Genomic DNA, 20,821 nt, shown 5'->3' on the forward strand with positions numbered 1-20,821 from the left:
TAAAAAATAAAATTAAAGCGAATTAAAAATCATCATCTAAATCAAAGCTGTCATCATCCAGAAAACGATCTTCAGCCTTGTCGATGTCAGCCATGACTTTAACAAAGAAACGCAATTTACGAACGGTATCGCGAGCTTCGCCCCAGTCTTCATCTTCATAGTCGATTTTGAATTCACGGACCAAACCGTCAATCCATTGCTGAACTTCATGCTTTAATGAAGTCAGTTCCTCAGCTGATGCAGCTTCATCCAGCTGTTCACGAATTTCCAGTGCAGACTGTAAAAACTCGAAATCTCCAATCGATTGATCCAGATGATAATCTTGTTTTTTAAGACTCAAGAGATAAGCAGCGCGGCTATCAACATTGGATAAAGCCTTAAATGCTTGGTTGATCTCGCTCGATTTAATCAGCGCTTGATCTTTGTCTTCGGCTTTATCTGGATGATATTGTTGCTGCAACTTTAAAAATTCAGTTTTTAACGCTGCCAAATCAATATCGAGTGCTACAGGGAGGTTGAACAGCTCAAAATGATTCATGGGAGATTGGATCCGCGATAGATATGCAAAAGTGACTGCTGTAAATGCAATTAAAACAGTGCATTTTACACTGTTTTAATCACCAAAAGAGAGAGCGTGGAGTGGTTAAACGGTGAAAGATTCACCACAGCCACATTCACCTTTTTTATTCGGGTTGTTAAATTCGAAGCCTTCATTAAGACCGTTTTTCACGTAGTCCATCTCCATACCTTCAAGATAAACCAGGCTTTTAGGATCAACAAAAACTTTAACACCAAACTGCTCGAACATCTGGTCATGGGTATCGACTTCATCGACAAATTCGAGTACATAAGCCAAACCAGAGCAGCCTGAAGTTTTCACACCAACGCGAATGCCTTCACCCTTACCACGATTCTTTAGGTAATTGCTGATATGAGTTGCAGCATTTTCAGTTAAATGGATCATGAAAACTCCGTTAATCTTTGATCAAAAACTCGAAACACTTAAGCTTTTGTTTTTTTGCTGCGATAGTCTTCAACAGCAGCTTTAATCGCATCTTCAGCCAGTACAGAACAGTGTACTTTTACTGGAGGTAAAGCCAGTTCAGTTGCAATGTCAATGTTCTTGATTGCTTGAGCTTCGTCCAGAGTTTTACCTTTTAGCCATTCAGTTACAAGCGAGCTAGATGCAATCGCAGAACCACAACCATAAGTTTTAAAGCGTGCTTCTTCAATCACACCTTCATCATTCACCTGAATCTGAAGACGCATGACATCACCACAAGCCGGTGCACCCACCATACCTGTACCAACATTTTCAGCATTTTTGTCTAAAACGCCAACATTACGAGGGTTTTCGTAATGATCAATTACTTTTTCGCTATAAGCCATGATGCTTCTCCAAACCTCGGGGTCAGCCTTAAGATTAATATGGGGGTGAAATTACGTTTATCAATGAGATAGCTTTAAATTTTAAAGCTATCTCCATGTCATGAATCAGTGTTCAGCCCATTCAACAGTGGAAAGGTCGATACCTTCTTTATACATATCCCAAAGCGGAGAAAGTTCACGTAATTTCTCAACAGCAGCTTTAGTGATTTCAAGAACGTGATCGATATCCTCTTCAGTGGTATATTTACCGAAGCTGAAACGGATTGAACTGTGAGCAAGTTCGTCAGAAAGACCGAGCGCACGAAGTACGTAAGATGGCTCAAGTGTTGCAGAAGTACATGCTGAACCAGAAGATACAGCTGCATCTTTCAATGCCATCATCAATGATTCGCCTTCAACAAAGTTAAAGCTGACATTCAGATAGTTTGCAACGTTGTAAGTAGGATGACCGTTTAAGAATACTTGTTCCAGACCTTGTAAACCGTTCCATAATTTATCACGGAGGATACGTAAACGGGCTTGTTCAGCTTCCAGATTTTTGCCTGCAAGTTCAAACGCTTCACCCATACCTACGATTTGGTGGGTTGCAAGTGTACCTGAGCGCATACCGCGTTCATGACCGCCACCATGCATTTGTGCTTTAAGGCGTACACGTGGTGAGCGACGAACGAATAACGCACCAATACCTTTAGGGCCATAAATTTTGTGCGCAGAGAAACTCATTAAATCAACTTTTAAAGTTGAAAGATCAATCTCTACTTTACCTGCAGCTTGAGCCGCATCAACGTGGAAGAAAATTTTCTTGGCACGGGTAATTTCACCGATAGCTGCAATGTCAGTGATGGTACCAATTTCGTTGTTGACCATCATCAGGGAAACAAGAATGGTATCTGGACGAATAGCTGCTTCAACCATCTCAGGCGTAATTAAACCTGTTTGTGGTTGTGGCTCAAGATAGGTGATTTCAAAACCTTCTTCTTCTAATTCACGGCAAGTATCTAAAATTGCTTTGTGTTCAATTTTACTGGTGATGATGTGTTTGCCTTTAGATGCGTAAAACTGAGCCACACCTTTGAGTGCCAGGTTATCAGATTCTGTGGCACCTGAAGTCCAAACAATCTCGCGTGGATCTGCTTTGACCAAGTTCGCAACTTGTTCACGTGCATATTCTACTTTTTCTTCAGCCTGCCAACCGTAAGCATGAGAACGAGATGCAGCATTACCGAAAGTACCGTCGAAAGTTAAGCACTCCATCATGCGTTCTGCAACTTGAGGGTCTACAGGAGTGGTTGCTGCATAATCAAGATAAATCGGACGTTTCATGTCAAATACCTGTAACCGATAAAAGGGCTGAATCAAATGATGCTGTATTTTGGCGAATGGAAACGGTTTGAACGTTATCTCGTGCGACCAGATCAGCAAGGGTGATTTTTGCTAAATAATCGGCAATGTGGTGGGAGAGTTCTTGCCATAAATCATGAGTCAAGCACATTGCACCATTCTGGCAATTACCTTTATGATCACAACGTGTTGCATCAACTGCTTCGTTTACAGCTTCAATAATTTCTAATACTGTGATTTCTTCAGCGCTACGAGCCAGGTGATAACCACCGTTGGCCCCACGAACACTAGAAACTAAGCCGTGGCGCTTTAATTTCGCAAATAACTGCTCAAGATAAGCAACAGAAATACTTTGACGAGCTGCAATTTCAGCAAGCGTAATCGTTTGTTCAGTTGGCTGCAAAGCTAAATCAAGTAGAGCAGTCACTGCGTAACGACCGCGAGTAGTAAGACGCATGATTCGATACACATGTTAAGACTAGATGAATTGATTTTATGAATCCTGACTAAAATAGTCAAGTTTTTTATTGCTCTTTAAATTATTTTGTTTTATAGGAAAATTATATGTTTATACAATCCAGTAATTATATACTAATAACGCAACTAATAGCACGATAATTAGACTAAAAGAGACATTCACTCTTTTTTGTTTTTGTTGCATACGTCGAATGCGATTCTTATATTGTTTGACTTCTACCTCTAAGGTATTAATCTTTGAACGTTGCTGGTCAATTTTTTCCAATAGGGGAGCAATACGCTTTTTGGAAGAAATAACTTCCTGTCCATCAGCGGGTTGGCTGAGCCACTGTTTCCAGTCGGATAAAACTTTTGGAAAGCTGAACAGCAAGCTTAAATCTCGAAACTCATCTTTTAAGGTGCTGTCACCATCAATACGCATTTTTTTAATACTGCGGCGATTGGCAAAGACAAATACTTTAATTAAATCCATGAGGGTAGTGCGGATATCCAGATCGACTACTTTCTCGGGAGCTTTGCTGTCAAAGAGTATGCCTTGTTCAGTGAAAACAACATAAAAATCGAAATAAGGCAAATAGCTGTTAATTTTAATGGTGATTTTTTGGTCTATAAATTTTTTAGCCTGCAAGCCAACGACCCGATCATGTTTTAAGATGAAGGTAAAGATTGTTTCTAAAACAATCATGGTCATTGTGAGCAACAAATGCGGTTGATTCTGACCTTGTTGCGATTCACTCATAAAACTTAATCCTTACCTGAAAGGAGCATCCTATGCTCGAAAATGTGTTTCAGGACTTATAACAAATATATTAATCTTGCTTTGTAGAACAGTTTAGCAAATCGATCAAGTATTTAATTTGCTATTATAGCTGTATTTTTTGAGTAATTATATTCAAGTTGTATAGAAAATAGGCTAGGAGATGGCGGGTATGGATAAATCAAAAACAGATCAAGAGATTGATCAACTAAAAAATGAAAATCCTGATAAAACAAAGAATAAATTACGTTCAGGTCGTAAGTCGGGTCTGGATTTTCGTAAATATACTCAACAAATATGGCTTGCGGGTTTGGGTGCTTTTTCACGTGCAGAAGAGGAAGGAAACAAACTCTTTGACTCTTTAGTCAAGGTGGGGGAGGAACTGGAATCTAAGACCACTGAAATTGCCGATCAAACCGTAGAAAAAGTCTCAGAAAAAGCCAAAGAATCGGTCAATGATACCAAAGATAAGGTGGAAAAATTGCTCGACCATAGTGTTAACCATTCTTTAAACAGAATTGGTTTGGTCACGGTAAAAGATATTCAACATTTAGAAAGTCTCATATTACAATTACATAACAAGGTCGATTGTCTTATTGAAGAAAATAAAACACTCAAGGCACAAATATTAAAAAAATGAAACTTTTTGGCTTTTTCTGCATTTTTCAACAATTTTTTTCGCAATTATTTTGTAGAAAAGCCTATTCAGAGTATTGCGTTTTGCCCCAAAGCATTGATATAAAGGTGTTATGGAATCCTTAGACCTTAAATAAACGATATTAAGAGGACGTAATCTTCATGAATAAATCAGAATTAATCGATGCAATTGCAGAGAAAGGGGGATTGTCTAAGACTGATGCAGGTAAAGCCTTAGATGCAACTATTGCTTCAATTACTGAAGCACTTAAATCTGGTGATACTGTTACACTTGTTGGTTTTGGTACATTTAACGTTAAAGAACGTGCGGCACGTACAGGTCGTAACCCGCAAACTGGTGCAGCTTTAGAAATTAAAGCAAGCAAAGTACCAAGCTTTAAAGCAGGTAAAGGTTTAAAAGATTCTGTAGCTTAATCTTTTTGAAAGCCTATCAACGCGCCCTATATGGCGCGTTTTTTATTAATAATGCCGATTTACAGTCTGAACGCATTCATTCAAAGCAGGTTTTCGGGTAAAATCGCCCACAAATAAAATATTGGAATACTTATGGAATCTTTTCGTAAAGTTATTAAAGGTTGGTTGGGCAAAGCTTTGCTCATTTTGTTTTTGACCCCTTTAGCACTTGTAGGTATTGAAGGATATTTTAGCGGTGGAAAATCTGAAGACACGGCAAAATTGGTCAATGGCCAAGAAATTTCTAAAAAAGAATTAGAATCGCTGAGCAAAACATTTAAAGAACAATACCTGGCTTATGCCAATGGCGACGAAACTTTACTGAATCAATCTTTTATCGAAAATAAGGCGATGGAGAGTCTGGTTGCTCGTACCTTGTTATTACAACAAGCGGAAGAGTTGGGTATTTCTTTGAGTGATGCACAAATTGAACAAATGATTGCCCAGCAACCGAGCTTTCAGGAAAGCGGTAAGTTTTCTGAAGCCTTATATTCAAATTATTTACGTTCAGTGGGTATGACCAGTCAGGCTCTGATTGCAAACTTGCGTAAAGACCATGCCTTAAAAATGGTGACGTCAACATTTATGGATTATGCATTGGTGAGCAAGCTGGATATTCAACAAATTGCCAATTTGCAAACTGAACAACGCACCTTGCATCTTGCCAGCATTAAACTGGATGAATACAAGAAAAATATCAAAGTCACACCTCAAGATATTGCTGCTTACTACAACAAGCATCAAAATGCATTTAAGCAGATAGCCAGTGTGGACGTTGATTATGTTGTGCTCACACCAGCCAATGTTGCACCAGCGAATACTCAAGTAACAGATGCTGAATTGCAGCAAGCTTATAGTGCATTTGTTGATGCGCAAAAGAAAAATGCTCAGCCATTGGTAAAACATATTTTAATTACCGTAGATACCCGTTCAGATGCTGAAGCGAAAAAATTGGCCACTGAAGTCGCTGCGAAAATTAAAGCAGGTATGTCTTTTGCCCAAGCAGCCGCACAGTATTCGGATGATACTGAATCGAAGACCAAGGGTGGTGTGGTAGAAGCTTATGCCAAAGGTGTGTTTGGTGATGCATTCGATCTAACGGTTGCTTCTTTAAAACCAGCCCAAGTTTCAGCGCCGGTTAAAACCCAGTATGGTTATCATTTAATTGAAACAGAAGCAGCTGCTGTGAAGTTGCCTTCATTTGAAACTGAAAAACCACGCCTGTTAGCAGAGTTGCAAAAGAACAAAACAGCGAATTCATTTTCAGATGCTGTAAATAGCCTGAATGAGTTGGTTGTAGGTAGCGATGCGCTGGATGTGGTGGCTCAGGAAGTTAAGGGTGTGACAGTTCAATCTGTGAAAGGTATGACCCTCTCTACACAGCATCCTATACTGAGTGATGCCAATGTCAAAGTTAAGCTGTTTAATGATGATGTGAAAAATGGTGATCGCAATGCTTCTAGCAGCATTCAAATGGTAAATGGTAATACCGTTTGGGTTAAAGTGCGTAACTATCATGCAGCTGGAGTACAGACTTTGGCTGAAGCAACGCCACGTGTAAAAGCCAAACTGATTGAACAAAAAGCAGTTGATGCAGCTAAAGCGAAAATCCAGACAGCATTGAATAACTTCAAATCGCAACCGGCTGCTAGCGCTTTGGCACAAAGTCAGATTGCTTTTGAAAGTGCTGGTGTATTTACGCGTTCACAAGGCCTAAAACGTGAGATTGAACGTGCGGCATTCAGTGTTCCTACACCGAAAGCAGGCATGTGGTCGGTCACCACAGCTGTATTGCCTAATGAATTGGTGGTAGTGGCTGTGTCAAATGTGAATAAGGCTACTTCGAATGCCTTAACCAATGAACAATTGGGTGAATTGTCCAAGCTGTATCAGCAGCTTCGTGGTCAGCAGGAACTGGATGATTACACGCAATATCTAAAATCACATGCGAAGATTAAGTAATCTTAAGTGAAATAAAAAAACCTGAGTCTAAATAGTTAAAATATGAGTGCAAACAAACACTTTAACTATAAAGGACTCAGGTTTTGTCACATCAGAATACCGTATTTCATCAATTACTCAAACCCATTTTAAGACAAGATTTTGAACGTCTGGCTAAACTGCATCACTCTGGGCAAAAATTAAGATCAGCCACCCGCTGGGATCAGTTTGTTGCCATATTGATGTCCCAACTTTCTTGTCGGCAAAGCTTAAGAGACATTCAATCCAATCTCGAATCCCAGCAGGAAACGCTCTATCATCTTGGTGCGAAAAGAATTGTGCGAAGCACCTTAGCAAGACTCAATGAAGAACAGCCCGCCAGCCTGTATCAACAATTGTTCACACAGCTGCTTGAGCACTGTGAAAACTCTAAAACTGCACATAAATTTAGATTCAAGAATCCGCTGTATTCACTAGATGCCAGTCATATTGATCTTTCACTGTCATTGTGCGCATGGGCAAAAGTGCATGAATCCAAAGCCAGTATTAAACTCAGTGTTGGCTTAAATCACAGCAATACCATTCCTGAATTTGTAGCGCTTGGGGATGGTATTGAAAATGATATGGTGCAAGGCAGAGCATTTAAATTTCCTGCTGGCAGCATTATCGTCTTTGATAAAGGATATGTTGATTATCAATGGTTTGCTCAGTTGACACATCAGAAAGTCAGCTTCGTAACTCGGCTACGCCCAAAGACAGTTTATCAAGTTAAATCAAGCCGCAGCGTATTAGCGACTAAAGGGATTATTGCGGATGAATGTATTGAATTGAGCAGTGCGCATGCCAAGAAAAGAGGCGCACCTAAATTATTAAGACGTATAGAGTTTTATGATACAGATAAGAAAAGAACATTCGAATTTCTGAGCAACAACTTTCATCTGGCAGCATCCATCATTGCTGCAATTTATAAAGACCGTTGGAAGATTGAGTTATTCTTTAAAGCCATCAAGCAGAATTTAAAACTGAAGTCATTTCTAGGTCGAAGCCGCAATGCGATACAAACGCAAATATGGATTGCATTAATCGCCTATTTGCTGGTGAACTTCGTTAAACACATGGCACAAGAAGAATGGAGTGTTCAGCGTTTACTGCGAATTATTCAGGTCAATTTATTTGAAAGGAAACTTTTAAGGTCACTCTTTGTGCCTGATAAAAAATGGCGAAAACAAGAAGAACCTCAATTGAGGTTCTTCTTGTGATATTTGTGGGACAGCAGTGGCATGAACGCAGGTTTTTTTATGGTTGAATTTAAAGTTATTCAGCACGGATTTTTAGTTCATAGCCTGAATATTTGCGGATATTAATGACACCGGTATCCAAGATTAGATATTGTCCTTTAATGCCCAGTAATTTGCCACGAATAATCGGTGTTTTATCCAGATTATGCGACTTGATTTTTTCAGGATATTGCTCGACTGGATAGACAAACTCGCGTGGCAGCTCATCTTCCATGACTTCAATCGTTTCATTAAACTCGAGATTCTGATTAAATTCATCACGAATGGTCTGAATTTTTGGTGCAAATTCTTCCAGTAGCTGTTCACGTACTTCAATTAAATTGAGCGGTTCAGCTTCGCCTTTGAGCAGTTTACGCCAATCGGTTTTGTCCGCCACCTGTGTTCCAAACATAATTTCTAGTTGGCCTGAGAGACGGCGTGAACCCACTTTCATAATGGGTAATGCCTGTGTTGCACCCTGATCCAGCCAGCGCGTTGGCATTTGTCCAAGACGGGTAATGCCGACTTTTAATGCGCTTGAATTGGCCAGATAAACAATATGGGGCTGGAAACAGACCTCTTTGGCAAAGCTGTCTTCACGGCAAGTCCCGAGGTGATAATGACAGGTTTCCGGTTTCATAATACACATGTCACAAGACGCTTTGGTTTTGAAACATTTAAAGCAATGACCCTGCGAAAAGGATTTGCTGGTTTTACTACCACAAGATACACAATAGATATTACCTGTCCATTCAATCTCAATTTCTTGGCCTAAATTGAATGGTAGATCAACTTCTGAACGATCTAGAATAAATTTATATTCAACATTTGCCTTGTGTGTATGTCGATCAGTTACACTAAGGTCCTTAAGACCTGCATGCATTTTATGGCAAATGCCTTGTAGTTCCATACAAAATACTCTCTTCAATAATAAGGATGCAGTTATGGCTGAACAAAATGTCATCACTTCAATGCTAGACGATTTATCCAACGAACAGCCTATCCAAACTGCATTATGTATTGGTCAAAATCTTGCGCAATACGACAATAATCAATCAATTCAATGGCACTATTTTAACGTAACTGAGTTTTTAAATCTGCCTTTTACCCGGCGATATGATCTGGGTTTTGTAGTGATGGATTCACAAGAGCTGGCTGTACTTTCTGGTGTGCAGAAGTCTCAGTTGTTAGTGAGATTGCGAGACCTGATGGCAAAACGAATTGTTGTGGTGAGCCGGTTGCAAGATGAAAAATTATTGCGCGCTTTGGGCTTTACCCAGCTCATTGATAAAACCCGTCATGACAGTGATTTTGCATTGTGGCAATTCAATATTTTAACGTATAAGCATGTGCCTGACTGGTTTAACTCCAAATTCTGGGCAAACCCTGAAAACTGGAATAAATTTCGCTGGTAATGTATGGGCTTTTTGCAAATTTTAACAGCAGGAGGAGAGAGTCAGTCGTTATGAGTGAATTATAATGATTTAATGTTCAATTTGACGGTAGGGTAAGGCAAGATTATTGTGAATTTTCCATGCTAAATAAATTATTGGATTTGGAAATTTTTTTAGCAATATAATGCGACTTTTTTAGGCGGATTAAAATAATCTGCGATTGGAATTCCAGTTCGCCAAATTCAGGCTCGACCTGGACATAATGTAACTGACCAAAACTGTCCCGTACCCGTGCCTGTGCGGAAAATCCCGGACGCGCATTGCCACTGGAAATGGTCGCCAAACGTCCCAGCAGACTGACCTGTTGTTTAGTAAGCGTTGGCTTGATGACCTGGTCAAGACAATGAATCATAAATACAGTGAAAAACACCGCAATGATCAGTGCCGGGATCATCAGATAATAAGCAGGCAAGAATGCCTTCTGCTGTGCAAATACACAAAGTTGCAGAAAATAGCCTGCGAAACTGAAGTTCATCAGTAAAAACACCACAATCAGTGTTTTGGAGAATTTGACATTGAGTAGAGGGGAGTCGGTAAGTTTCTTTGGATAAAGGGTTTTTAGAAACTCAGTCGGACGAATATTAAAGTAATAGCCAATGGTTTCTGCCATGCTGAGTAAAATTAAAGCCAGTAAACTTAAATGAAACGGGATTAAGTTATAGTTTTGTAGAAACTCTAGCATGGCAAATTCCATAAGTTTTATTCTTCTTTCAGGTAAATTCCACCATCAGAATGCACATTAATCTTTACTTTTTCAAGTGATTGCCCTAAGCAGGGACCAGAAATACATTCACCGGTTTCAACCAGAAACAGGGCTCCATGAGTGGAGCATTCAATATATTCCTGATCACGGTCTAAAAACTGGTTTTCCAGAAATTCCAGTTCGACCTGTAAGTGAGGGCAGATATTCTGATAGGCAAAGAATGAACCATCACGCTGGGTAATGAAAATATTGTCACCATTTGGCGTTTCGTATGAACGTGCTTCACGTTCAGGGATTTCTTCCATCATGGCAATTTTAATCATTATGCACATTCCTTGTGGAAGTTATTTAATAATTCTGCATAACTTTCTACACTCAGGCGTGGTCCAAATTGTGAAACCACTTCACTTGAAATCAAGATTGATAATTCAGCAGCCACTTTAAGGCTTAAACCTGCATTTAGTGCATACAGAAACGCACCTGCAAAGGCATCACCGGCGCCATTGGCATCTACCGCAGTCACCTTACGACCAGGAACTTTCAATGTTTGCTCAGAATCCGAAATCAAAGCACCTTCAGCTGATAATGTAATGACAGTGTATTTGCTTTTTAATTGCAATTTAGCCAATGCTGCTTCAATTGATTCAGTTTCCGTATACATTAAAGCTTCATGATAATTACAAAGCAATAAATCGACACCATCATCCAAAAGCTCATCCAGCCCTTGACGTGCATATTGCACCATTGCTGGATCAGAAAGGGTCAAAGCAATTTTTACCCCATGTGCTTTTGCAATTTCACGGGCTTGTTTAACCGCTTGTCTTGCAGTGTCGCTAGTGGATAAATAGCCTTCAATATACAGCCATTTTGCAGTTTTTAAGGGTTCAAAATTGATTTGTGCTTCACTCAGTTCAGCGGTAATACCAAGGTAAGTTTGCATGGTACGTTCAGAATCCGGACTCACCAGAACCATACATGTTCCGGTCACACCTTCACTGACGGATTGTTCTGCAGTTTGAATGCCGGCATCATTTAAGCCTTTCAGGTAAATCTGACCAAGTTCGTCGTTACCCACGCGGCAAGCATAAAAGGCTGTGCTGCCTAAAGCACTAAATGCAACGGTGGTATTTGCAGCAGATCCACCTGATGCTTGACCTTTGTATACTTGCGTTTCTTTTAAATTATTATATAAATTTGCTTGCGTTTCACCATCAGTCAACTGCATAGTGCCTTTTTGCAAATTTTGTTGAATCAGGAAATCGTCAGAGACTTTAAATTCTTGGTCGATTAATGCATTACCAATTGCAAAAAGATCAACAGTTGTCATGTCTTTCATTCACATTTAAATTAAAACGCTAAGTTTACACCAATGCTCATGATTGCTGTAGATTGATGAATAAAATTCAATATAGAGTCAATTTATTCGTTCAAAATACTATATAGGACAGAATAAGGAAGGTTAGATGAATATCACGATTGATAAAGCTGAGCAATTACCTGAACAAATCAAGGAATTAGCCAAGCAGGCACAGAAAGAAGGATTTCAGTTTGTTGATCGATTGATTGAAGAGTTCGAAAGTGGCAAGAACCGGTTTGATCAACCGGGTGAATTTCTGCTGTTGGGCTATGATGATGACAAGCTTGTGGCTTGTGGCGGTTTAAACCAGCAGTGGAATGAAAATGAAATTGATGCGCGTATTGGGCGGGTGCGTCGTTTTTATGTATTACCGAAATACCGCAAGCATGGTGTGGGCAAGCAACTGTTACAACAGCTGGAAAAAGAGGCACGTGCCAACTTTTCAGCATTGTGCCTGAATACAGATACTAAAAATGCAGCGCATTTCTATCAAAAGCAAAACTATGTGTTTGTAGAAAATCATCCTAACTATAGTTATTTCAAATATTTGATCTAGTTTTTATTTTCACTTGTGACACCGTTAAGTCCGTGTAGGTTTGATGGTGTCATAATGAAGTTATTTTTTAAATGCTATTCATTATTCAGATATCAGTCTAAATTGATAATTAAAAATTATTTCAACACAATCTCTTATTTATTGCATTCATCGCTTTGTTTTCCACTATTTTTTGAATACCTGTCTGACCCTCATCTTGAATTCACTTTTGATAAAGTTACATTAAAAAATTCCGAAATCTGATTGAAATATTCCGTGATTTAAAATGGACCAAAATGCTTGGAATTTGGTAACTGTACAAATCCAAATAGTGCAATATTCAGGTATAATCAAAACCATCTTATAAATATTTAAATGTTGGAGATCACATGACTGTAGATGTCACTGAAACCATTTCTCAAACTGTTCATCCTGCGTTTCAGTTGATACGTCAACACCATGTTGAAGCCCTAGATATTCGGGTGTCTGAATATAAGCATAAAGCCACTGGTGCTATACATTATCATCTGGCCAGTGATCTGGATGAAAATGTCTTTCTTGTTGCGTTTCGTACCCAGCCCATGGATTCAAAAGGTGAGGCGCATATTTTAGAACATACTGCGCTTTGTGGTTCGGAAAAATTTCCGGTCCGTGACCCATTCTTTCTGATGATTCGTCGTTCGCTCAATACCTTTATGAATGCGTTTACTTCAGCAGACTGGACCGCCTATCCTTTTGCCACGCAAAATAAAAAAGACTTCCAGAACCTGCTGGAAGTGTATCTGGATGCTGCTTTTGCTGCCAATTTAAACGAACTTGATTTTGCTCAGGAAGGTATTCGCATTGAGCTGGAAAATGGCGAACCGGTTTATAAAGGCGTGGTCTTTAATGAAATGAAAGGGGCAATGAGTTCTCCTTCAGATCAGCTTTATCATCAATTGGCGCATCATTTATTCCCGCATACTACCTATCATTACAATTCCGGTGGCGATCCTAAAAATATTCCGGATTTAACTTACCCTGAGTTGGTTGATTTCTATAAGTCACATTACCATCCAAGTAATGCGGTATTTATGACTTTTGGCAATGAATCGGCTTATTACTTGCAGGAACAATTTGAAACTTTAGCCTTGTCTAAATTTGAAAAAGGTCAAACCTTACATTCAACACCCGAAACCCGTTTAACTGCACCGCTTGAAGTCACAGAAAGTTATGCTGTAGATGCAGAAGACCTGAAGGATAAAACCTATCACGTGATTTCATGGCTGTTGCCGCAAGCCAGTGATATTAAATTACGCTTGGGGATGCGTCTGGTTGAAGGTATTTTGCTGGAAGATTCAGCTTCGCCATTACGTCATTATCTGGAAACCTGTGGTTATGCCCAGTCTACCGGTCCAATTATGGGTGTGGATGATTCCAACTTTGAAATGACCTTCTTTTGTGGCGTACAGGGTTCAAATCCTGAACATGCCCAGGAATTTAAAGACGGTGTGTTTAAGGTTCTTGAAGAAGTTGCTTCGAAACCGGTTGATGCCGAAATGGTGGATGCGATTTTGCATCAAATCGAATTACATCAGCGTGAAATCAATGGCGATGGCATGCCTTACGGTTTAAGCCTGATTTTAAACGGTTTAAGCAGCGTCATTCATCACAGCGATCCGATTCAGGTCTGGGATGTAGACACGGCGATTGAACAGGTCAAAGAAGAACTTAAAGACCCAATGTGGTTGTCCAACCTGATTAAAGAATATCTGCTGGATAATCCGCATCGTGTACAGATGACTTTGCTGCCTGATGCAACCAAGTCGGCAAGAGAAGCTGAAGCGGAAAAAGCGCGTCTGGCTGAAATTGGTGCCCAACTGACGGATGAGCAAAAAGCAGAAATTCTCAAGCAAACCGAAGCATTAAAAGTCCGTCAGGATACGCCGGATGATTTGAACCTATTACCGAAAGTCGGTCTGGAAGACGTTCTTGCGGACTTGCACATCGTACAAGGTCAATTGCGTGAAATTATCAGCAATAATTTAGACACGCCTTTGAATCTGTATCATGCCGGAACCAATGGCATTTACTATCAACAGGTGTTGGTAAAAATTCCAGATCAGGTGGTTCAGTCGCCATATTTCAATTTACTTTCAATTTTGCTGGGTGAAGTCGGTGCGGGTGAATACGACTATCTGGAACTGCAACAACTGCAAACTGCAGTGAGTGGTGGCGTGGGGATGGGGGCATCTCTACGTTCAAAATATGATGATAAAAACAAGATTAGCGCATGGCTTACGTTGACCACCAAATCATTGGTGAATAATTTTGAAGCCATCCGCCTGTTGAAACTGGCATTTGAACAACTGCGTTTTAATGAAAAAGACCGTATTATTGAATTATTGCAACAACGTAAAACACGCTGGAATTCACGTATTTCCGGTTCTGGTCATAGTTATGCCATGCAAATTGCAGGGCGTAACCACAGTGCTTTGGCACAGCGTGACTATCAAAATACCGGTCTGGGTGCGCTGAACTGGTTAGGCGATTTGGTAAGTAAAATTGAAAGTGATGAAACTGCTTATAATGCATTAATTGCAGAATTAAAAGCCATTCATCGTTTACTTTTACAGGCACCAAAACAATTCTTGCTGGTGTGTGAAGAACATCAGTCCGATCGTTTGATTGAAGAAGTGCAAGACGTTTGGGACAAGTTAGCTGTTGATAAAAGTCCGGTAGAATTAACTCAAATCATCACAGAAAATAGCAATAATGACGAAGCCTGGCTGATTCAAGCCAATGTTCAATTCTGTGCTGCTGCTTATGCTGCAGTAGAAGTTTCTCATCCAGATGCTGCACCTCTCATGGTATTGGCTGCTTATTTGCGTAATGGTTTCCTGCACAGTGCGATTCGTGAAAAAGGCGGGGCGTACGGTGGTGGAGCAAGCTATGACGGCAATGCCTGTTCATTCCGTTTTTATAGCTATCGTGATCCGCGTCTGGCAGAAACTTTTAAAGATTTTGATGCCAGTATTAACTGGTTGCTGAATAGTGAACACAAACCGCATCAATTGGAAGAAGCAATTTTGGGCTTAATTGCCAGTATGGATAAACCGGGTTCTCCTGCCGGGGAAGCCATTACTGCCTGCTATGCACTATTGCATGCACGTACGCCTGCGGTGCGCAAGCAATTACGTGCACGTTTACTTGCTGTAACTCTGGATGATCTAAAACGGGTTGCAGAACAATATCTGGTTCAGCAAAAACCGGTCAAGGCTGTGGTTGCACCCGTAGCTAAGCGTGAAGCGCTGCTTGAACTTGGTTTTGATATTAAGCAAGTGAACTAAAGATATCATTTGAGGTAAAACCCTATGGCGTTCAAAACGCTTGAACGCACTACATTGCAACTGAGCATGATCATGCTCAGTTCTTTGTATGCGGCGAATATTCATGCACAAAAACCAGAATCTCTCATTACACCCGCAAGTCCGGAAGCATGCGTGGCATTAGAGTCCAATGCGGATCGTCTGGCCTGTTATGACACTTTGTTTAAGGTTCCTGAAACAGAAAAAACTGCACTGGTGTCTGAACGTCAGGCAGCCAATCAAATTGCACCTGCACCGACTGAGCCAGAAACGATCAAAGAAAAAATCAGTCATGGGATGAGTAACATATTTGCTGTTGAGGGACCAAAAATTGATCCCAATACGTCTTTGCTGGACAAGCGTTGGGAGCTGTCTTCTGAAAGTAAGCTTGGAACCTGGAATATTCGTGCGCACCAGCCGGTTTATCTGCTTCCAGGATTCTGGACTTCGGATAAAAACGAACGTCCTTTCAGTCCGAATGAAAATAACACGGTACAGGTGGGTGATGAGCAAAACCTGAAATCGATGGAAGCGAAATTCCAGTTGTCTTTGAAAACCAAAGCAGTTGAAAACCTGTTTGGTGATAATGGAGATATCTGGCTGGGTTATACCCAGTCATCACACTGGCAGGTTTATAATGCAGATGCCTCGCGTCCTTTCCGTGAAACCAACTATGAGCCTGAAGCCAGTCTGGTTTTTCGGACCAATTATGAAATTTTGGGCTTAAATGCACGTTTACTAGGCGTGACCTTTAACCATCAGTCGAATGGCCGTGCCGATCCTTTATCACGTAGCTGGAACCGTATTATTTTTAATGTCGGTTTAGAACGCGACAACTTTGCATTGATGCTACGTCCTTGGTATCGCATTGAAGAAGATGCAAAAGATGATAACAACCCGGATATTAAAAACTATATTGGTCGTGGTGATTTAACCGCCTTCTACCGCAAGAATGATCATGAATTTTCCCTGATGCTGCGTCACTCGCTAAAAGGTGGCGATGATGCGCATGGGGCTATGCAGTTTGACTGGGCATTCCCGATCAGCGGTAAATTGCGTGGCCATTTTCAATTGTTTGATGGCTATGGTGAAAGCCTGATTGATTATAACCATCGAGCCACTTATGTCGGTTTAGGTGTGTCCTTAATGAATTGGTATTAAAATTTATATCCATGAATGATAAAAAACCACTCTGTATGAGTGGTTTTTTATTGAATCGGGTTTAACCAATTTGAATATCTGCCGGTGGATGTTTTAAACGGCTTTTTTTCGGGGTGGCAATCAGGTAGGCCAGAGTCAGTGGCCCCAAACGACCCGCAAACATCAGTAAGATTAACGCAAACAGACTTGCAGGCTGTAATTCACTGGTAATGCCACGTGATAATCCTACCGTACAGGTGGCAGAAACTGCTTCGAAGAGTAAATCCAGGAAGTTTTTGCTGGGCTCCAGAATAAGAAGCGTAAATAATCCTAAAAATATCAGTATGGCAGTAATGGAAACCACGGCTAATGCTTTAAATGAGGTGGTTTTAGAAACGGAGTGATTGAATACGGTTAATTCTTCCGAGCGTCGTAAAAAAGTGATCACACTTAAGACCACAATAATAAAAGTACCAACCTTAATACCTCCAGCCGTGCTGAGTGAACCGCCACCAATAAACATCAGGATCATGGTGACTAAGGTGGAAGCATCGGTCATGTTCGCCATTTCCAGGCTGTTAAAACCGGATGAGCGCGGAACGGTGGCATGGAACCAGGCGTTTAGGGCTTGATCACCCAGGCTCATATTCGCCAGGGTTAGGGGATTGTTGGCTTCCAGTGCCCAAATTACGATAAAGGCAAATAAGTTTAAACCTGCAATTGTAGAGAGTATTAATTTGCTATTGGCACTTAATTTTTTCCAGCGACGAGTGCGCTGGATATCCATCAGCACTACAAAGCCAATTCCACCAATAATATAGAGCATACTAATGGTAAAGGTAATAAAGTAATGGTCTGCAAAACTCATCAAACTATTGGGAAATAGGGAAAAACCGCCGTTATTAAAAGCGGAAACGCTATAAAAAGCCGCGTAAAAAAAGGCGCGGGAAAACTCATATTCTGGCATCCAGGCAATGGTTAAAATCAATGTGCCAATCGTCTCAAAAAACAGGGAATATAACAGCACCCCTTTAATGGTGAATGACACTTTAGCCAGGCTGGTTTGACCAATGGTTTCCTGCGCCATCATTTGCTGTTTGAGCCTGATATTGGAAGAAAGGCTCAGTGCAGCCAGTATGGCAAAGGTCATAAAACCCAGGCCGCCGCTTTGCAATAACAGCATAATGACGACCTTGCCAAAGGTGGTATAGGCGTCTCCGACATTGACCACAGACAGCCCGGTAATGGTCACGGCAGACGTTGAAGTAAACAGGGCATTCAGCCAGCTTAATTCACCATGATGTGAAATCGGGAGTTTGAGCAATAAAGTTCCGACAACGATAAAGCTCAAGAAACCCAATGCCAGTAAACTGGGTGGGCTTAGATTGACCGTATTGGGATTTTTATTTTGCGCTTGATTCATATTTTATTTAAACCGGGCAGACAGTTTTCTTAAGGGTTCAATTTCACCTTCCACGACTAAGATATCACCTTCTTGCATAATTAAATTAGGATCAATGCTATATGAAACCTCTTTGCCGCGTTTGTGCAGAATCGTTTTAATTTCAGGAACATGACTCATAAGCTGGTGAAAACGTTCGCCCTGCTGACTCTTTTTAATTTCAATTTTAACGATGAAATGATTGTCTTCTAAACCCATATAACGACTGACCATCGGGTAGCTTAATGACTGGGCAACCCGGTTACCCATATCTTCTTCAGGATGAATGATTTTATTCACGCCAAGATGAGTCAAAATCATGTGATGGGCTTGTGATTTGGCCTTAGCCCAAATTTTTTTAATACCCATATTTTTTAGATGCAAAACACATAAGATGCTGGCTTCTATATCTTCGCCAATAGCCACCACCACGGCTTCACAGTTTTGAATATTCAGTTCTTTGAGTACATGTTCATCTGTGGCATCGGCAATGACTGCATGAGTCAGCTGATCAGAAAAGGTTTCTACATATTTTTTATTGCTGTCTATACCAATCACATCATGGTTTAACATGGCTAATTTGGTTGCGACAGTTGCACCAAAACTACCCAAACCAATCACTGCAAACTGTGCCATGTGTTTTTAATCCTAATTCGTTTTCAATTTTTACATCATATTTCAACGACTATGATGCCACTAAATTTTAGAGTTTGCGTGTTAAACTTTAGCTTAAGTATTAAATAACGTCATTCAACTGAATTCTAAACAGGAAATGATTAGCTCAAAATTATAAAACAGCCCATATATAGCTTTCGATTGATGTGATTTGTCTAACTATTTTTTTAATAACGAGAGTTAAATGCAAAAAAATAGCCTGTATTCATACAGGCTATTTCAGTGAATGCTAAAAAATTATTTCAAGAATCGTTGATAACCCAAATTGTTGGTAATTTCTGCATATGGATAAGTAATATTTTCCAATGTTTCAATCAAACCATCTGGATTCTGCTTCGCGTCACTTGCTTCTAAGCCAACCAGTACACGACCTTCCGCTGCGCCGTGGTTGCGGTAGTGGAATAGGGTAATGTTGTGCGTTGGACCCAGACGTTCCAGGAAAGTCAGTAATGCACCTGGACGTTCCGGGAACTCGACACGGAACAGACGCTCATTTTCAATATCTGCATGACCACCGACCAGATAACGGATATGCAGTTTTGCCACTTCATCATCAGACAAATCATCAACATCATATTGCGTCGTCAAGGTGCCATAAATGTCGTGACGTTCTTTTTCGCCACCTTTCAAGCTAATGCCGACAAATACTTGAGCAGCACTAGAAGAGCTGGCACGGTAGTTGAATTCCGTAATATTACGGCCTTGCAGGGCACGGCAGAAATTCAGGAATGAACCTTTCTCTTCTGGAATGGTCACTGCAAAAATGGCTTCTTTGCGTTCACCGAGCTCTGTACGTTCGGCAATATAGCGCAGACGGTCGAAGTTCATGTTGGCACCACAAACAATCGACACCATATTTTTATTTTTCAGACCATGTTCTGCCACATATTTCTTGATTCCGGCAAGTGCCATGGCACCGGAAGGTTCTACAATGCTGCGACATTCGTCATAGGTATCTTTAATTGCTGCACAGATTTCATCGGTATTGACCAGTACAACATCCGGTTCAACAATTGGACCCGAGTTGTCTGATTTTTGCAGGCGAATCACATCAAACGGTTTTTCACCAATTTGTGCAACCGCAGTACCGTCAGCAAATAAGCCTACAGAGGGTAGAATTACACGTTCATTGGCTTCAAAAGCAGCTTTTAAACATGCAGATTCATCATATTCCACCGGAATGACTTTGACATGCGGTGCAACATCGCCAAGGTAAGCGGCAACACCGGCAATTAAACCGCCACCGCCAACAGCAACAAATACATATTCCACATCACGCCATTGACGTAAAATTTCATTGGCAATAGTACCTTGACCGGCCATCACCAGTTCATCATCATAAGGCGGAATAAAGGTCATACCATCTTCGGTAGCACGTTGAATGGCATATTTGTTGGCAACATCGAAAGAATCGCCATGCAAGACGACCTCTCCACCCAAACGTTTTACTGCCTGAACTTTAATGTCAGGCGTGGTTTTCGGCATGACAATAATGGCGCGAATTCCCAGTTTTTTACCAGATAGGGCCACACCTTGTGCATGGTTACCTGCTGAAGCCGTAATAACGCCACGTTCCAACTGAGATTTCGGTAATTGACTAATACGGTTATAAGCACCGCGTAGTTTAAAGGAAAAGACAGGTTGTAAATCTTCGCGTTTAAAGCGAATGTTGTTGTTTAGCTTTTCACTAATTCGTGGCGCTGCTTCGAGTGGAGTTTCGATTGCAACGTCATACACCGTTGCTTGTAATATTTGTCGAACCAAACGAGACAGCATGTTAATTTTCCATCTAACAGTTTAAAATAGGTCTTTATTGTAACAAACCCCCGTACATTTGGGCTGTTAAATCAGCAACAAATGTCAAAAAATAGTTGAGC

At 40.6% G+C, this 20,821-nt stretch carries 21 protein-coding genes; 8 read left to right on the plus strand and 13 right to left on the minus strand.

All coding sequences use genetic code 11. The features are described 5' to 3' along the window. Positions 1-22 precede the first annotated feature (22 nt). The 6 genes from hscB to JFY49_RS07240 form a co-directional block, all read right to left on the minus strand. Complete coding sequence (hscB, locus tag JFY49_RS07215; RefSeq protein ID WP_180043342.1) at positions 23-538, minus strand: Fe-S protein assembly co-chaperone HscB; 516 nt, start codon at positions 536-538, stop codon at positions 23-25. Positions 539-643: 105 nt separating this feature from the next. Next, positions 644-964, minus strand: coding sequence for an iron-sulfur cluster assembly protein IscA (gene iscA / locus JFY49_RS07220; RefSeq protein WP_086196349.1), 321 nt, complete (start codon positions 962-964; stop codon positions 644-646). 38 nt (positions 965-1,002) lie between these two features. Next, positions 1,003-1,389 carry a Fe-S cluster assembly scaffold IscU gene (gene iscU, locus JFY49_RS07225; RefSeq protein WP_086174262.1) on the minus strand — a complete coding sequence of 129 codons (387 nt, stop codon included), beginning with the start codon at positions 1,387-1,389 and terminating at the stop codon, positions 1,003-1,005. A 105-nt stretch (positions 1,390-1,494) separates the two neighbouring features. Next, positions 1,495-2,712: an IscS subfamily cysteine desulfurase gene (locus JFY49_RS07230; protein ID WP_086196348.1), complete on the minus strand. Its 1,218-nt coding sequence runs from the start codon at positions 2,710-2,712 to the stop codon at positions 1,495-1,497. Position 2,713: 1 nt separating this feature from the next. Next, positions 2,714-3,187, minus strand: coding sequence for an Rrf2 family transcriptional regulator (locus tag JFY49_RS07235; RefSeq protein WP_086196347.1), 474 nt, complete (start codon positions 3,185-3,187; stop codon positions 2,714-2,716). 111 nt (positions 3,188-3,298) lie between these two features. Next, positions 3,299-3,946 carry a hypothetical protein gene (locus tag JFY49_RS07240; RefSeq protein WP_200224645.1) on the minus strand — a complete coding sequence of 216 codons (648 nt, stop codon included), beginning with the start codon at positions 3,944-3,946 and terminating at the stop codon, positions 3,299-3,301. Between the two features lie 190 nt (positions 3,947-4,136). Here JFY49_RS07240 and JFY49_RS07245 point away from each other — a divergent pair, with 190 nt between their 5' ends. The 4 genes from JFY49_RS07245 to JFY49_RS07260 all read left to right on the plus strand — a co-directional run bounded on the left by JFY49_RS07245 (position 4,137) and on the right by JFY49_RS07260 (position 8,274). After that, positions 4,137-4,604 (plus strand): phasin family protein, encoded by a 468-nt coding sequence (locus JFY49_RS07245; protein ID WP_200224646.1) that lies wholly within the window; start codon positions 4,137-4,139, stop codon positions 4,602-4,604. Between the two features lie 158 nt (positions 4,605-4,762). Continuing rightward, a complete protein-coding gene (locus JFY49_RS07250; RefSeq protein ID WP_004651791.1) occupies positions 4,763-5,035 on the plus strand; it encodes an HU family DNA-binding protein in 273 nt (90 codons plus the stop codon). 132 nt (positions 5,036-5,167) lie between these two features. Further along, positions 5,168-7,036 (plus strand): SurA N-terminal domain-containing protein, encoded by a 1,869-nt coding sequence (locus JFY49_RS07255; protein ID WP_200224647.1) that lies wholly within the window; start codon positions 5,168-5,170, stop codon positions 7,034-7,036. 83 nt (positions 7,037-7,119) lie between these two features. After that, on the plus strand, positions 7,120-8,274 hold the full coding sequence (locus JFY49_RS07260; protein WP_200224648.1) for an IS4 family transposase: 1,155 nt from the start codon (positions 7,120-7,122) through the stop codon (positions 8,272-8,274). A gap of 55 nt (positions 8,275-8,329) precedes the next feature. Here JFY49_RS07260 and JFY49_RS07265 read toward each other — a convergent pair whose 3' ends face one another. After that, entirely contained in the window at positions 8,330-9,202 is an 873-nt protein-coding gene (locus JFY49_RS07265; RefSeq protein ID WP_086196343.1) for a DUF2797 domain-containing protein, read from the minus strand. A gap of 34 nt (positions 9,203-9,236) precedes the next feature. Between JFY49_RS07265 and JFY49_RS07270 the strand changes: the two genes are divergently transcribed. Next, positions 9,237-9,707 carry a DUF6231 family protein gene (locus JFY49_RS07270; protein ID WP_200224649.1) on the plus strand — a complete coding sequence of 157 codons (471 nt, stop codon included), beginning with the start codon at positions 9,237-9,239 and terminating at the stop codon, positions 9,705-9,707. 103 nt (positions 9,708-9,810) lie between these two features. Here the strand turns inward: JFY49_RS07270 and JFY49_RS07275 are convergent, their stop codons facing one another. Genes JFY49_RS07275 through JFY49_RS07285 form a run of 3 tightly spaced genes read right to left on the minus strand, consistent with a single transcriptional unit; the run spans position 9,811 to position 11,776 of the window. Next, a complete protein-coding gene (locus tag JFY49_RS07275) occupies positions 9,811-10,428 on the minus strand; it encodes an OB-fold-containig protein (RefSeq protein WP_086196458.1) in 618 nt (205 codons plus the stop codon). 17 nt (positions 10,429-10,445) lie between these two features. After that, complete coding sequence (locus tag JFY49_RS07280; protein WP_200224827.1) at positions 10,446-10,757, minus strand: Rieske (2Fe-2S) protein; 312 nt, start codon at positions 10,755-10,757, stop codon at positions 10,446-10,448. 14 nt (positions 10,758-10,771) lie between these two features. Next, positions 10,772-11,776, minus strand: coding sequence for an adenosine kinase (locus JFY49_RS07285; RefSeq protein ID WP_200224650.1), 1,005 nt, complete (start codon positions 11,774-11,776; stop codon positions 10,772-10,774). Between the two features lie 136 nt (positions 11,777-11,912). On the opposite strand from JFY49_RS07285, the gene JFY49_RS07290 reads away from it, so the two are divergent. The 3 genes from JFY49_RS07290 (at position 11,913) to JFY49_RS07300 (ending at position 16,849) form a co-directional block, all read left to right on the plus strand. Next, positions 11,913-12,362, plus strand: a complete 450-nt coding sequence (locus JFY49_RS07290; RefSeq protein WP_086196340.1) for a GNAT family N-acetyltransferase — start codon at positions 11,913-11,915, stop codon at positions 12,360-12,362. A gap of 368 nt (positions 12,363-12,730) precedes the next feature. After that, the gene (locus JFY49_RS07295) at positions 12,731-15,670 is read left to right on the plus strand and encodes an insulinase family protein (protein WP_200224651.1); all 2,940 of its coding nucleotides are present in this window, start codon (positions 12,731-12,733) and stop codon (positions 15,668-15,670) included. Positions 15,671-15,694: 24 nt separating this feature from the next. After that, positions 15,695-16,849: a phospholipase A gene (locus JFY49_RS07300; protein WP_200224652.1), complete on the plus strand. Its 1,155-nt coding sequence runs from the start codon at positions 15,695-15,697 to the stop codon at positions 16,847-16,849. Between the two features lie 61 nt (positions 16,850-16,910). Here the strand turns inward: JFY49_RS07300 and JFY49_RS07305 are convergent, their stop codons facing one another. The 3 genes from JFY49_RS07305 to ilvA all read right to left on the minus strand — a co-directional run bounded on the left by JFY49_RS07305 (position 16,911) and on the right by ilvA (position 20,720). After that, complete coding sequence (locus tag JFY49_RS07305) at positions 16,911-18,251, minus strand: TrkH family potassium uptake protein (RefSeq protein ID WP_200224654.1); 1,341 nt, start codon at positions 18,249-18,251, stop codon at positions 16,911-16,913. 3 nt (positions 18,252-18,254) lie between these two features. Next, a complete protein-coding gene (locus JFY49_RS07310; RefSeq protein WP_166168343.1) occupies positions 18,255-18,905 on the minus strand; it encodes a potassium channel family protein in 651 nt (216 codons plus the stop codon). A gap of 276 nt (positions 18,906-19,181) precedes the next feature. Further along, positions 19,182-20,720 (minus strand): threonine ammonia-lyase, biosynthetic, encoded by a 1,539-nt coding sequence (gene ilvA / locus JFY49_RS07315; RefSeq protein ID WP_200224655.1) that lies wholly within the window; start codon positions 20,718-20,720, stop codon positions 19,182-19,184. Positions 20,721-20,821: the final 101 nt, after the last annotated feature.

The organism is Acinetobacter sp. CS-2, assembly GCF_016599715.1.
Classification (GTDB): domain Bacteria; phylum Pseudomonadota; class Gammaproteobacteria; order Pseudomonadales; family Moraxellaceae; genus Acinetobacter.